The organism is Pseudarthrobacter sp. Pseusp20 (assembly GCF_059492155.1).
The window spans coordinates 617,328-631,645 of sequence record NZ_CP168521.1 but is presented as its reverse complement, the minus strand read 5'-3'; the positions used below and the strand labels follow the sequence as shown (position 1 = coordinate 631,645).

The 14,318-nt window shown below is 66.4% G+C and carries 11 protein-coding genes; 10 read left to right on the top strand and 1 reads right to left on the bottom strand.

Translation table 11 applies throughout. The features are described from left to right. Positions 1 to 51 precede the first annotated feature (51 nt). The 8 genes from ACEN9K_RS03060 to ACEN9K_RS03025 all read left to right on the top strand — a co-directional run bounded on the left by ACEN9K_RS03060 (position 52) and on the right by ACEN9K_RS03025 (position 8,699). Positions 52 to 762 carry a TetR/AcrR family transcriptional regulator gene (locus tag ACEN9K_RS03060; RefSeq protein ID WP_166673153.1) on the top strand — a complete coding sequence of 237 codons (711 nt, stop codon included), beginning with the start codon at positions 52 to 54 and terminating at the stop codon, positions 760 to 762. 118 nt (positions 763 to 880) lie between these two features. Further along, positions 881 to 2,137: an acyl-CoA dehydrogenase family protein gene (locus ACEN9K_RS03055; RefSeq protein WP_223993541.1), complete on the top strand. Its 1,257-nt coding sequence runs from the start codon at positions 881 to 883 to the stop codon at positions 2,135 to 2,137. A gap of 31 nt (positions 2,138 to 2,168) precedes the next feature. Next, positions 2,169 to 3,365, top strand: coding sequence for an acetyl-CoA C-acetyltransferase (locus ACEN9K_RS03050; RefSeq protein WP_495635162.1), 1,197 nt, complete (start codon positions 2,169 to 2,171; stop codon positions 3,363 to 3,365). Positions 3,366 to 3,388: 23 nt separating this feature from the next. Then, on the top strand, positions 3,389 to 4,945 hold the full coding sequence (locus ACEN9K_RS03045; protein WP_495635673.1) for a long-chain-fatty-acid--CoA ligase: 1,557 nt from the start codon (positions 3,389 to 3,391) through the stop codon (positions 4,943 to 4,945). A gap of 35 nt (positions 4,946 to 4,980) precedes the next feature. Beyond that, positions 4,981 to 5,814, top strand: a complete 834-nt coding sequence (locus ACEN9K_RS03040; RefSeq protein ID WP_018769628.1) for an aldo/keto reductase — start codon at positions 4,981 to 4,983, stop codon at positions 5,812 to 5,814. 132 nt (positions 5,815 to 5,946) lie between these two features. Beyond that, positions 5,947 to 6,213, top strand: a complete 267-nt coding sequence (locus ACEN9K_RS03035; RefSeq protein WP_018769627.1) for a GlsB/YeaQ/YmgE family stress response membrane protein — start codon at positions 5,947 to 5,949, stop codon at positions 6,211 to 6,213. 126 nt (positions 6,214 to 6,339) lie between these two features. Continuing rightward, positions 6,340 to 6,753, top strand: a complete 414-nt coding sequence (locus ACEN9K_RS03030) for a YtxH domain-containing protein (protein ID WP_495635161.1) — start codon at positions 6,340 to 6,342, stop codon at positions 6,751 to 6,753. Positions 6,754 to 6,971: 218 nt separating this feature from the next. Beyond that, on the top strand, positions 6,972 to 8,699 hold the full coding sequence (locus tag ACEN9K_RS03025) for an HNH endonuclease signature motif containing protein (protein ID WP_495635160.1): 1,728 nt from the start codon (positions 6,972 to 6,974) through the stop codon (positions 8,697 to 8,699). 148 nt (positions 8,700 to 8,847) lie between these two features. Here the strand turns inward: ACEN9K_RS03025 and ACEN9K_RS03020 are convergent, their stop codons facing one another. Beyond that, positions 8,848 to 9,627, bottom strand: coding sequence for a putative protein N(5)-glutamine methyltransferase (locus ACEN9K_RS03020; protein ID WP_018772080.1), 780 nt, complete (start codon positions 9,625 to 9,627; stop codon positions 8,848 to 8,850). Positions 9,628 to 9,893: 266 nt separating this feature from the next. Between ACEN9K_RS03020 and ACEN9K_RS03015 the strand changes: the two genes are divergently transcribed. Beyond that, positions 9,894 to 10,940, top strand: coding sequence for a lactonase family protein (locus ACEN9K_RS03015; protein WP_488315183.1), 1,047 nt, complete (start codon positions 9,894 to 9,896; stop codon positions 10,938 to 10,940). Positions 10,941 to 11,122: 182 nt separating this feature from the next. Beyond that, on the top strand, positions 11,123 to 14,278 hold the full coding sequence (locus ACEN9K_RS03010) for an alpha-amylase family glycosyl hydrolase (protein WP_495635159.1): 3,156 nt from the start codon (positions 11,123 to 11,125) through the stop codon (positions 14,276 to 14,278). Positions 14,279 to 14,318: the final 40 nt, after the last annotated feature.

Sequence of the window (14,318 nt, the reverse complement as noted above, 5' to 3'; positions counted from 1 at the left end):
CGCATCCAGCGGCGGGCCAGCGATGCCTGCCGGCTGTGCTAATTTCGGCGCATGACGTTGCCCCCTTCCGAACAGCCCGTCGATAAGCCTGTCGCCGCCGCCATCGCGCTCCTGGCCTCGCAGGGTTTCGATGCAACGTCCGTTGAGGAGCTTGCCGAGGCCTCGGGCATGAGCCGGAGCACGTTCTTCCGACGCTTCGGGTCAAAGGAGGACGTGGTCTTCGCCGACCACGAACGGATCCTGCGCCAGGTGAATGACCGGCTCGCGGAATCCAGGCTCGAGCCCCTGGCCGCCGTCGCGGACGCGGCACTGCTGGTCTTCGAACACCATATGCGGAACCGCGATACGTCCCGGGCCCGGTATGGACTGCTGCAGGCGGTTCCGGCCCTCAGGGACCGCGAGCTGGTCACGTCGCACCGGTACGAGCGGGCATTCCTGAAATACTTGAACGACAGGCTGCCCGACGACCAGCGGAGCGGATACAAGGCCGTGGCCTTCGCCGCAGCCGTGGTGGCCGTGCACAACGCCTTCCTGCGGCAGTGGTTGCGCGCCTCGCCCGGCGCCGGGGAAACAGACGATGGGGACCGGAAAAGGGCTGCAGCCCTCGCGGCCGAACTTCGTGCCCTCTCAGATACGTTCCGGCCTGCACTCCTTGGTGCCGCCGCCACCGCCCAACCCGCGCCGACCGTCGTCGTCACCGTTCTCCCGGGCCAGGCCGGCAGGGAGGCGATCGCCCAGGCCGTCCTCGACGCCCTTCCCTAGTCCGCTGCATCCCTCCGTGGTACCCAGTTTCTTGACGTGGAACTGAGTTTCAAGGCATCCTTAGTCGGTGTGGTGCAAGCCACATGCTTCCCGCCACTGATTTAAAGGATGCAGATTAATGACGACGACGTCGCGGACCGACGTGTCCGGCCGCACCGAAAGCCCCGCAGGCTTTCCTGCAGGCACCGTGGAGCCGGACTACTTTCTGACCGAGGCCCTCGGGACTGACCCCGCATCCGTTTTCACCCGCATCGGCGATGAGGACCGCGCGTACTGGGACCGGGCCCGCCGCTTCGTCCAGGATGAGGTCCTCCCCGTCATCGACGGCTACTGGGAACGCGGCGAGTACCCGCTGCACCTGCTCCGGCGCCTTGGCGAACTGGACCTGCTGCGGGACGGCGTGGCGGTTGATGGTTTCGCGCCGATGAGCAGCATGGCCGCCGGGCTGGTAAACATGGAGATCAGCCGCGGTGACGGCTCCGTGGCAACCATGATCGCTGTCCAGGGCGGCCTGGCCCTGCGGTCCGTGGCGGAATGCGGATCAGCCGCGCAGCGGGAGCGCTGGCTCCCGCCGATCGCCAGGGGCAGCGAGTACGCCGCTTTTGCCCTGACGGAGCCCACCCACGGCTCCGACTCGGTGGCCCTGGAAAGCACGGCGACCCGTACCGACGGTGGTTTCCTGCTCAACGGCGAAAAGAAGTGGATCGGCAACGGCTCCGTAGGTGGCGTCACCGTTGTGTGGGCCCGCGGCGACGACGGCCAGGTCCATGGCTACCTGGTCCCGCAGGACTCCCCCGGCTACACCGCCACCAAAATCGAGGGCAAGCTGGCCCTGCGCGCCATTTGGCAGGCCCATATCAGGCTGGAAAACGTCTTTGTCCCGGAAGGGAACGTCCTGCCGGGCGCCCGGACCTTCAAGGACACAGCCCGCGTCCTCCTGGCCACCCGCCTGGGCGTGGCCTGGTCCGCCGTCGGGCACGCCACCGCCTGCTACGAGACTGCCGTGCAGTACGCCAGGCAGCGCAAGCAGTTCGGGCGGCCGCTGGCCGCCTCCCAGATCGTGCAGGAACGGCTGGCCCGGATGCTCAGCGAACTGGCCACCATGCAACTGATGGTGGTGCAGATGACACGGCTGGACGACGCCGGATTACTCACCCCGGAGCAGGCGTCGCTGGCCAAGTACACCTGCACCCGGACCGCCCGGGGCATAGCGTCCAATGCGCGCGACCTGCTGGGCGGCAACGGCATCCTGCTGGAAAACCGCGTGGCCCGGCACCTGGCCGACATCGAAGCCATCCACACCTACGAAGGCACCGAGACCGTGCAGGCCCTGATCATCGGCCGGGGCATCACCGGCATGTCCGCCTTCGCCTGATCTCCGCCCCGCATCCCCGAAAGGACTGTTCTTGAACCAGAACGCCAACATCCCCGTCATCCTGGGCGGCGCCCGCACCCCGTTCGGCAGGTTCCGCGGCGGGCTCACGCCCTTCTCCTCCAGCCAGCTCGGTGCCCACGCCATCCGGGCGGCCCTGGAACGGACCGGCGTTGCCCCGGAGCAGATCGGCGCCGTCATCGTGGGGCAGGTCATCCAGGCCGGTGCCGGGCAAGGCCCCGCCCGCCAGGCCAGCCTGGCCGCCGGAATCGGCTGGGACGTTCCCACCATCACCATCAACAAGCTCTGCCTGTCCGGCCTCACGGCCGTAATCGACGCCGCCCGGATGATCCGCACCGGGGAAGCCGACTTCATTGTCGCCGCCGGCCAGGAGTCAATGACCAACGCACCGCACCTGGTCCCCGGGCTTCGCGCCGGCGTCGTCATCGGCGATGCTTCCATGCTGGACTCCCTGAACCACGACGGGCTGCAGGACCCCGTGAGCGGCAAGCTGATGGGCGAGGCCACCGACGCCGGCAACACCCTGCGCGGGATCACCCGTGCCGGGCAGGACGCCGTGGCGGCCCGCTCCCACCAGCGCGCCGAAGAGGCCCGGGCCGCCGGGGTGCTGGCTGAGGAAATCGCCCCAATCGAGGTACCGCAGCGGAAAGGACCTGCCGTAGTCCTTGAACACGACGAGGGCATCCGTCCGGAAACCACGGCCGAATCACTGGCGCAGCTCCGGCCCGCGTTCTCCAAGGAGGAGACGGCCACCATCACCGCCGGTTCATCGTCTCCCCTCTCCGACGGCGCCGCCGCCCTGGTCATCGCCAGCAAGGCGGCCGCCATTGCCGCAGGGCTGGAGTGGATCGCCGAGATCGGAGCACACGGCCAGACAGCGGGACCGGACGGATCCCTGCACTCCCAGCCTGCCCGGGCCATCGAACGCGCCCTCAAGGACGAGGGGCTCACGGTCCAGGAACTGGACCTGGTGGAAATCAACGAGGCGTTCGCCTCGGTCCTCATCCAGTCCGCCAACGACCTGGGCATCGACCCCGAAGCCGTGAACGCCGAAGGCGGTGCCATCGCCCTGGGCCACCCCGTTGGCGCCTCGGGCGCACGCCTGGTGCTGCACCAGGCGCTGGCGCTGAAGCGCCGCGGCGGTGGCACCGGCGTCGTGGCCCTCTGCGGCGGCGGCGGACAGGGCGACGCCCTCATCCTCAAAGCATGACCCTCCCACCGAAGAAGCAGGCCATGACCAATACCCACTCCGCCGACGGCTTCGCCACCATCTCCGTCGCAGCCGTCCTGGCTGAGTCAGCCAAAAGGACTCCGGACAGCATTGCCCTCGTCGTTGGGGAGGACCAGGTCAGCTACGCCGACCTCTGGAGCCAGACCCGGGCCTACGCCGGAGCCCTGCGGGCCCGCGGCGTCGGCCCGGGAGACGCCGTCGCCGTCCTGATCCCCAACGTCCCGGACTTCGCCCGGGTGTACTACGCCATCCTGTCGCTCGGCGCCATCGTTGTCCCGGTGCATGCCCTGCTGAAGGCACGCGAAATCGAGTACGTCCTCCAGGACAGCGGTTCCAAGCTGCTGGTCTGCGCCGCTCCCCTGCTGGCGGAGGGGGCCGCCGGCGCGGCGGCCAACGGCATTGACGTGCTGACCGTGATGGCTCCGGACGACGGCGGGTTCCCCCGACTGGAAGCGGAGGCCGCCCGCACCGAGCCGATCCGGACGTATGAGCCGTGCCGCCCGTCGGATACAGCCACCATCCTGTACACCTCGGGCACCACCGGTAAACCGAAGGGCGCGCTGGGCACGCACTTCGCCCTGGTGGAACAGACCAGTGTCCTGCTGACCAGCGTGATGGACTTCCGGCCTGGCGACGTCCTCTTCGGCGGACTGCCGCTCTTCCACACCTTCGGACAGACCGTGGTCCTCAACACCGGACTGCGCGCCGGGGCCACCATCGTGCTTATGCCGCGCTTCAGCGGCGAGGACGCCCTGAAGCTGCTGGCACGGCACAACGTCAACATCTTCCTGGGCGTACCCACGATGTATGTGGCGCTCCTGGAAGCCGCCAAGACCGTGCCGGACCGGCCCACGGCGCTCCGCTACGGCATCTCCGGCGGAGCATCGCTTCCACTGGCCGTCATGGACAAGTTCCGCGACGTCTTCGGGGTGGAAATCCATGAGGGCTACGGCCTGACGGAGACCTCCCCGGTGGCGGCCTTCAACCATGTGGGCACGGCGCCGCGGCCCGGAACGATCGGGATCCCGATCTGGGGCGTCGACATCGAAATCGCCCGCCCGGAGACGGTGGAGAGCATTGAGCTGCTGCCCAACGGGGAACTCGGTGAACTCGTCATCCGCGGGCACCTGCTGATGAAGGGGTACCTGAACCGGCCGGAGGCAACGGCGGAGGCGGTGGTGGACGGCTGGTTCCGCACCGGTGACCTGGGGACGAAGGACGACGACGGGTACCTCACCATCGTGGACCGCAAGAAGGACATGATCATCCGCAACGGATACAACGTCTATCCCAGGGAAGTGGAGGAAGTCCTGCTGACCCACCCGGCTGTGGTGAGTGCTGCCGTCTACGGCATCCCCGATGACGTCCACGGGCAGGAAATCGCAGCGGCGATCGTGCTGGATGCTGGGGCAACCGTCAGCGAAACTGAGCTGATGGATTTCGCCAGCAACCAGCTCGCGGCGTACAAGTACCCTCGGGTGATCAGGATTCTTTCCGAACTCCCGCTGGGGCCCAGCGGGAAGATTTTGAAGCGGAAGCTGGCTGAGGACCCCGCCTAGGGACAGGAACGGCCGTGGGAGGGCAGACTGATGGCATGACACTTGCACCCCTCATCGACCTCAATGATGGCAACAGGATTCCGCAACTGGGGCTTGGCACCTGGCCGCTGGACGACGAACAGGTGGCTGCCGCCGTCGTACACGCCGTGGAAGCCGGCTACCGGCACATCGATACCGCCGTGAAGTACGGCAACGAACGCGGCGTGGGCAACGGCATCCGCGCCAGCGGGGTGGACCGGAGCGAACTCTTCATTACCACCAAGCTGGACGGGGAATTCCAGGGCCACGACCGCGCTGTGGCGGGCCTGGATGGATCCCTGAAGCGCCTGGGGCTGGATTATGTGGACCTGCTGCTGATCCACTGGCCGCTGCCGGGACGGGACCAGTATGTCTCCACGTGGCAGACGTTCGAACGGCTGCAGGCACAGGGGAAAGTCCGGTCCATCGGGGTGTCCAACTTCAAGCCCGCGCACCTGGAACGGCTGATGGCGGAGACTGATGTGGTTCCGGCGGTAAACCAGATCCAGCTCAGCCCCGCAATCACCCGAACCGCAGAACGTGAATTCCACGCACGCCACGGGATTGTCACGGAATCCTACAGCCCGCTTGGCGGATCGGGCGCCGGCTTATTGGGTGCTCCCATCCTTACCCAGTTGGCCGAAAAGCATGGAAAAACACCCGGCCAACTGGTCCTTCGGTGGCACATACAAAACGGATTGGTAACGATTCCCAAGACCGCTTCCCCGGAGCGGATGGCAGAGAATTTGGACGTGTTCGATTTCGCCCTGGACCCGCAGGATCTAGCGGAATTATCGATCCTCGACGAGGGCCCCGGTGCGGGCAACGACTCGGACAAAACCGGGCACTAAAACACTCCTGAACTGCTCTTTTTCCCAAAAGCGGGGTTGGCAAATAGATAGTAAGCATGATTACTATTGGGGCAGAAGGATGAAGTGCCTCCGGAACCCGGAGGCCTCCTCTAAGCAGGAAGAGAGCAACAAATGGGATTTATTGCATTTCTGATTCTCGGACTTATTGCTGGTGCGATCGCTAAGGCGATCCTCCCGGGCAGGCAGGGTGGCGGCTGGGTCATCACCTTGATCCTGGGCGTCGTTGGCGCCTTCCTCGGTGGCTGGCTGGGTGGAATGATCTTCGGCAGCGGACTGCAGGAGTTCTTCTCGATCCAGACGTGGCTGCTGGCGATCGTCGGCTCGCTGATCGTCCTTGCCATCTACGGCATGGTCACCAAGCGAAGCGCCCGCGGATAACTGTACGGGCAAGCCAGGAAGCCGGCCTGGGGACACCATCCCCAGGCCGGCTTTCTTTTTCTCCGGTATTAGGCGCCCGATACGCCGGCCGGGACTGACAACCTTCTCGCAGAGCAGGAGTTCATCGTGAAAAACAAGCTTCTTTTGGGTGTAGGCGTTGCTGTAGGTTATGTCCTCGGCTCGCGGTCAGGCCGTGCCGCCTATGACAAGCTCAAGGCCCGGGCAGCCGACATCTGGGACAGCAAGCCGGTCCAGGACAAGGTATCCGTGGCCACCGAGGCCATCAAGGAAAAGGCTCCCGAGGTTGCGGACCAGTTGGGTGAAGCCGCACGCCGGGCAGGCACGGTCATTGGCTCTGCGATGCACCGGGAGGGCAGCTCCAGCGGAAGCCAGTCATCCGGGCCTTCCACAGGTACTCCCACCACCTCTTCCGTGGGGAGCGATGCCAACAGCCTGGGCGAAGACCACATCCCGGCCCACAGCACGCACCCGGACACCACCAACCTTGGTACGTCCGACGGGACGGGCACAAAGGCCTGATTCCCGCTTCCGCCCTCATCATTACGCATGAAAGTGCGTATGACATGGGAAGATGCGGGCTTTGTGCTACAACTGAATCGCCTTGCCGGCCGTCGCGATCCTTGGGGGACGCGGCGGCCGGCAGCGTTTAACGCGGCCTGCATTGCCGCCCTGCCGGGTTTTCCACATAGGGGTTTTGGGGGCTCTTGATTGTCGGTGGTGGCTGGCAGAGTTGGGTTATGGAGGCCATTGGGGAGCAGCTGGACGGGCCGTTCGGCGGGTTATACGGTGGGTTGCTCGGCGGGAACGCTGACGACGCCGGCAGCCGGCGGACGAGTCCGGCCCGCCTTCGCGCCGTCCCCGGCGGGGAGGGATCCGGCCCTGCCATCCTCGGGGCACTTGCCGAAGAACTCGCCACCGCCGCCCTGGCCGCCCCGGGCGTGCTGGCCACCGCCACCTATGTCGAGGCCGCCGATTACGCCGCCCGGGTCGAGAACCTTGCCCGCACCGTGGAGTACCTGCAACTCATCTCAGCCCTGACTGTGGACCGGACCCGCACCCAGGCCATCACCCAGGCCGCGGCCAGGACCACCCACCCTGCCGTGCCCTCCCCTGCCGATGACGGCTGCCGCAACACCGCAGAGTTCCTCCGCCTCAGGCTCCGCATCCCCATCCGCGAAGCACGCCGCCGCCTCACCCTCGCCCAGCACACCCTGCCCCGCACCAGCCTCACCGGCGAACCACTCCCGCCAACCCGGCCCCACCTCGCCACCGCCCTCACACCCCACCCCGCCACGGACAGGACCCCGCAACCGCCCACCGGAACCCTCCAGGCACCGGCCGTGTCCTCCCACGCCGCGACCCTCATCACCGCCACCCTGGACCGGCTCCAACACCACACCACCCCGCACACCCTGGACCGGATCGAAAAGCACCTCACCACCGCAGCCACCACCACCGACCCCGACTTCCTCACCCGCCTGGCCCAACGCTGGACCGACACCATCGACGCCGACGGCACCGAACCCACCGAAGAAGCCCTCCGCCACACCCAAGGCGCCTTCATCCGCAAACCACGCCACGGCCTGCACCACCTCGAAATCTTCGCCACCACCGACCAATACGAACACCTCCTCACCGTCATGAACACCGCCACCAACCCCCGCACCACCACCCCAAACACCAGCACCGGCACTACCACCCCAACCACCGGCACCGAACACCACGGACGAACAGCCGAAACAGCAGCCGTGCCCGACCTGCCTGCCCAGCCGGCCCCGCCCGACCTGCCGGACCTGGACCCGCGCACCCGCGCCCAAAAACAACTCGACGGCATCATCACCGCCGCCAAAACCGCACTCGCCACCAACACCCTGCCCACCACCGGCGGCAACAAACCCCAAATCATCGCCACCATCCACTACCGGGACCTCTTCCCCACCCACACCACAGCAACAGCGACAGGAGAACGGCCGGGAATACCCGCACCACCAGGGACACAGACAGGCACAGGGACAGAGGCAGGGACAGGGGCTTTCGCGTTCACCGGCCCCGTCGCCGCCACCACCCTGCGGAAAATCGCCTGCGACGCCGACATCATCCCCGCGCTCCTGGGCACCAACGGCGAAATCCTCGACCTCGGCCGCAAAACCCGCCTCTTCACCCCAGCCCAACGCACCGCCCTCACCACCCGCGACCAAGGCTGCGCCTTCCCCAACTGCACCATTCCCGCACCCTGGTGCGAAGCACACCACATCACCTACTGGTCACACGGCGGACCCACCACCACCAACAACGGCGTCCTGCTCTGCAGTCACCACCACCACCTCATCCACAAAGAACAATGGACCATCACCACCACCAACCACACCCCAACCTTCATCCCCCCACCCCACATCGACACCACCCAAAAACCCCAACAAAACCACTACTTCAAACCCCCACCACCACCCCACCAATACGAATAGGGAACGCAGTCTGGTAGGGAACGCAGCCTGGCGTACTGGGGTTTTCCGGACGGTTCAGAAGGACCGTTACGTGCGGTCCACGGCTGCTGGGCCTGGTTGGCTCGATCCTCCAGGCGGCAGGCAAGATATTGGGGAGCGGGAGGACGGGTTAGTGGGTCCCTGCCGCCACGCGCCCCACGACCACGGTGCCGTCCACTTCCTCCGAATGGACTGTCCGGGTGCCGAACCCGGCGGCGGCCAGGATCGCGGAGGTGCCGGATGCCTGCCGCTGGCTGGTTTCGATGATCAGGTGCCCGCCGGGAGCCAGCCATCCGATGCCCCCGGCGGCGACGCGTCGGTGGAAGTCCAGTCCATCAGGACCGCCATCGAGGGATGCCGCAGGTTCGTACAGCCGCGCTTCGGGGGGCATGGTGCGGATTGCCTCCGTGGGCACGTAGGGAGCATTGACCACGAGCACCCGGACGCGGCCACGCAGTTCACGCGGCAGGGCATCGAACAGGTCCCCCGCGTGAACCTGGCCGCCCACGGGCCCGACGTTCCGCCTGGCGCACCGGACGGCCACAGGATCGATGTCCGCCGCATGCACCTCCGCCCATGGCGCCTCATGAGCAATGGCCGCTCCCACGGCTCCGGACCCGCAGCAGAGGTCCACTACAACAGCGGGCTTCCGCCGGGGCCCCTCCGGCCACGTCGCCGGCAGCAGGGCGAGGGCCTCATTTACCAGCAGCCCGGTACGGCGGCGCGGCACGAAGACACCGGGCTCCACCAGAATGCGCCGGCCCGCAAATTCGGCCCAGCCCAGGATGAGTTCCAAGGGGACGCCTTCCACCCTGCGCCGGACATTTCGCGCTAAGTCGCCGGGAAGTGAGGCCTCCGCCAGCAGCAGGCGGGCCTCTTCCTCCGCGAAAACGCAGCCGGCGGACCGCAATGCGGAGACAATGCCTTCGAAGACCGGCGACGGGGCAGGACTGCCGGCAGTCCGTGAGTCGAGAGGGGGCACAGCAACGCCTTTCGGTGGGAAGACGGGCGTCCCCATGGCGGCTAGGCCAAGCTCTCCGGACGGCACCGAACGGGAATACCCAAAACTGTGACTGCGGTAATGGGATCCACCTCCTTCGTCCGCTGCTGGAAATCCCATGCTAATAGGTGGCCTTGTGCTCGGGAATGGGTGCCAACTCTTGGCAGGATGGGTTAATGACCACGGGAACAGCCAGCAACATTCTTTGGATCGGCACCTACACCCCCGACGGCGGCGGCCGCGCCAATGGCATCGGGGCCGTGCGGGAGCATCAGGACGGAAGCCTTGAATGGTTGGGCACGGCAGTCCAGGCACAGTCGCCGTCGTTCCTGGCCGTGCACCCGACGCTGCCCTTGGTGTACGCAGCGGCGGAGCAGCGCAAAATGGTTCAGGCCTACCGCCGACGGGGTGACTTTGCGCTGGAACTGTCCGGGGCACCGGAGCCTGCCGGAGAGGCCACCTGCCACGTCGCCGTGGACCCGGACGGCCGGTTTGTCACCGCTGCATGCTGGGGTGACGGGCAGGTCCTGCTCTACGAGCTGGATGACGACGGCGGCATGACGGCACGGTTCCCCGCGGCACCGTCGGTTGACCCCCACGCCGGCCTTTTCCCCGGCAGCCCCAGGCCGAGCCGCGCCCATGCCAGCCTGATGCTGCGCGACGGGCGCATCATGACGACCGATCTGGGCCACGACACCCTCCGCATTTGGACCTATGTGCCGGGCACCGGCCTGGTAGCCGACCACGAGGTGGTCCTCCCCTGCGGCACCGGTCCCCGGCACATGGTGGAGCACCCCACGGGCAACGTCTTCATTGTGTCGGAGTACTCCGTGGAGGTCTTCGTGGTCCGGCCCGAGGCCGGCACCTATGAGCTGATATTCCGCGGACCTGCAACTGCGGGCGGCAGCCAGGACGGTGATTCGGCCGCCGAAATCTGCCTTGGCCCGCAGGGGAACTTCGCCTACGCCGGCGTGCGTGGATCCAACCTCATCAGCGTCCTGGAAGTAGCAGCCGGCGGCACCGAACTGATCCCCGTCAAGGACTTCGACAGCGGCGGGGACTGGCCGCGGCACCACATGGTCCGGGGCAGCTGGCTGCACGTGGCCCACGAACGGTCGGACAACATTGCCACGTTTGAACTGGATCCCGTCACCGGGCTCCCCGGCCCCGTGCTTCATGATCTTCGCACCCCCTCTCCCACTGCCCTGGTGTCCGCCGGCTAACTGCGATGCCCGCTACGGCTTCCTCCCCTAGCTCTTCCCCAGACGCTGGAGTAATTCAGTGCAAGCGCTTACAGTTGTGACTTGGTTCACAGGTCTGCATGCTGTCCTTCGAACCCTCCTGCCGCATCCCTTGTCAACGGCAAGCCTGTACAGCAGCGCTGCTTCCCAGGAAGGTCTCACCCTTGTTATTCCGCACCCCTCCCGGCGCGCCCCCACGCGCCCAACTGCCGGCAAAGCCCGCAGGAACACAGCACCCCACAACCCGCCGCCGGGCCCCGGGCCGGGCAATCACGGCGAGGTCGGCGGCCGGCCTCCTGGCCGCCGCCGTGGCCGTTTCCGCAGCAGTCCTCCCGGCCCATGCCGCGGTGGGCCTCAAGGATTCAGGCTCCAAGAATCCCGGCGCCCAGGGCCAGGGATCCTCCACCGCCCTGCATTCGCTCCGCGGTCCCGTGACGGACGAGAACTTCTACTTCGTCATGGCAGACCGGTTCAGCAACGGCAGCACCGCCAATGACCAGGGCGGCCTGGGGCCGGATCCCATGGTCTCCGGCTTCGATCCCACCGGGAAGGGCTTCTACAACGGCGGCGACCTGGCCGGCCTGCGCAGCAGGATCGATTACATCCAGGGCCTGGGCACCACATCCATCTGGCTGACCCCCAGCTTCAAGAACAAGGCGGTCCAGCCCGAGGACAAGTCGGCCGGCTACCACGGCTACTGGGTCACCGACTTCACCCAGATCGACCCCCACCTGGGCACCAACGGTGAGCTCAAGGCCCTGATCGACGAGGCCCACGCCCGCGGCATGAAGGTCTATTTCGACATCATCACCAACCACACTGCCGACGTCATCGGCTACCAGGAGGGCAACCGGAAAGGCTACATCTCAAAGGACGCAGTCCCTTACAAGACAGCCTCCGGCGAAGCGTTCGACGACCGCGACTACGCCGGCACCGGAACCTTCCCCCGGCTGGACGCCAACACGTCATTCCCCTACAAGCCGGTCCTGGCACCGGGCGAAGAAAACCTCAAGGTTCCCGCCTGGCTGAACGACCCCACGCTGTACCACAACCGCGGCGACACCACCTTCACGGGTGAGGACTCCATGTACGGCGACTTCTTCGGCCTCGATGACATCTTCACCGAAAACCCCGCCGTGGTGCACGGCATGGAGGACATCTATAAGTCCTGGATCGGCGACTTTGGCGTGGACGGGTTCCGGATCGACACCATGAAGCACGTGAACAACGAGTTCTGGCAGGAATTCGGCCCCAACGTCCTCAGCTACGCCAAGGAGCACGGCAAGGACGAGTTCTTCATGTTCGGCGAGGTCTTCGACACCACCAAGAGCTTCACGTCCCAGTTCACCACCCGCAACAAGATGCAGGCCGTGCTGGACTTCCCCTTCCAGGATGCCGCCCGCAACTTTGCCTCCAAGAGCCAGGACGCCAAGGCGCTCCAGGCATTCTTCGCCGGTGACGACTGGTACACCGACGCCGATTCCAACGTCTATGAGTTGCCCACGTTCCTGGGCAACCACGACATGGGCCGCATCGGCAGCTTTATCGCCCAGGACAACCCCGCCGCAGGCGATGCCGAGAAGGTGGCACGCGACGAGCTGGCCCACGAGCTGATGTACTTCTCCCGCGGCAACCCGGTGGTGTACTACGGCGACGAACAGGGCTTCACCGGCCCGGGCGGCGACCAGGATGCCCGCCAGACCCTCTTCGCCAGCAAAGTCCCGGACTACCTGGACGACGACCTGCTGGGCACGGACGCCACCCACGCCACGGACAACTTCAACCCAAGCCACCCGCTTTACGCCAAAATCCGGGAGCTTGCAGCCCTCACCAAGGAGCACCCGGCACTGCGGAATGGCGCACACCAGCACCGCTACGCCTCTGACGGGCCGGGCATCTACGCCTTCTCCCGCACCGATGCCAAGGACCAGCGCGAATACGTGGTGGCACTGAACAACAGCACCCAGACACAGACGGTGGAAGTCCCCACCTACATCGCCAAGCGCAGCTACATGCGCGTTTACGGCGAAGGCGCCGATGAAGCCAAAACCTCTGACGACGCCAAACTGACCGTGACCGTGCCGCCGCTTTCCGCCGTCGTCTACGAATCCTCGGGCCGCATTCCGCACTCCAAGGAGGCTCCCGCCGTCGCCCTCCGGCAGCCGGCCGCCGCGCCTGGTGACAACGGACGCATCAACGTAACGGCCGACGTCGACGGTGCTTCGTTCTACGAGGTCACCTTTGAAGCACGGACGGCGAGCGGCGCGTGGCTGCCGATCGGCACGGACGACACCGCTCCGTACCAGGTTTTCCACGACGTCGCGGCGCTGGATGCCGGCACACCGCTGGAGTACCGCGCCACCGTTCTGGACAACGGCGGGCATGCCGCCACCAGCCAAAGCCGCTCCGCGGCCGTACCCGCGCCCGTGCTGACCCTGCAGAAGCCTGCGGAGGGCAGCAGCGTGGAAGGCAAGGTTGAGCTCAGCGCCACCGCTGACCCGGAGAAGGCCAGCCACGTGGTGTCCTTCGAGCGCAGTGTTGGCGGCGGGGTCTGGACCGCGGTGGGCACCGACTCGTCCTCGCCCGTCTACTCAGCAACCGACGACGTGACCGGGCTGGCGGACGGCACCAAGGTCCAATATCGGGCGGCCATGACCGGCACCGGCTACAACGTCACCAGCGAAACCAGGACTGTCACGGTGGGCCAGGCCCCGCAGCCCGACTCGGTCACGGTGGCCGGATCACTGAACCAGGCGATGGGCTGCAGCGCACAATGGGATCCAGGCTGCAGCCAGGCCCGGATGGTGTTGGACCCGGCGGACCGCATTTGGCGGCTGACCGTGGACCTGCCGGCCGGGAAGTACGAATACAAGGCAGCGCTCGACGGCGGCTGGGACGAAAACTACGGCGCCGACGGCCAGCTCAACGGACAGAACATCGTGCTGGACCATCCCGGCGGCCCGGTGACTTTCCGTTATGACAACAGCACCCACCTGCTCAGCGCCGTCTACGCCTCGCAGCAGCCGGCCGCCGTGGCGGCAGCCGGAAGCATGGACAGCGAGCTGGGCTGCGCCTCGGACTGGGAGCCGTCCTGTAACCAGGCGCAGTTGGTGCTGGACCCGGCAGACCTCGTGTGGAAGCTGTCCGTTCCGGACCTTCCTGCGGGAAGCTACGAGTTCAAGGCGGCCCTGAACCGCAGCTGGGACATCAGTTATGGGGCCGGCGGCGCTTCCCCGGGTGCCAACATCGTGTTTGAGCACGACGGCGGCCCGGTCACCATCCGGTACGACCACTTCACCCATGTGATCGCCGCTAACTAGTTCACCCGCCGAACAAGGCAAACCAGGCAAAGCAACTACG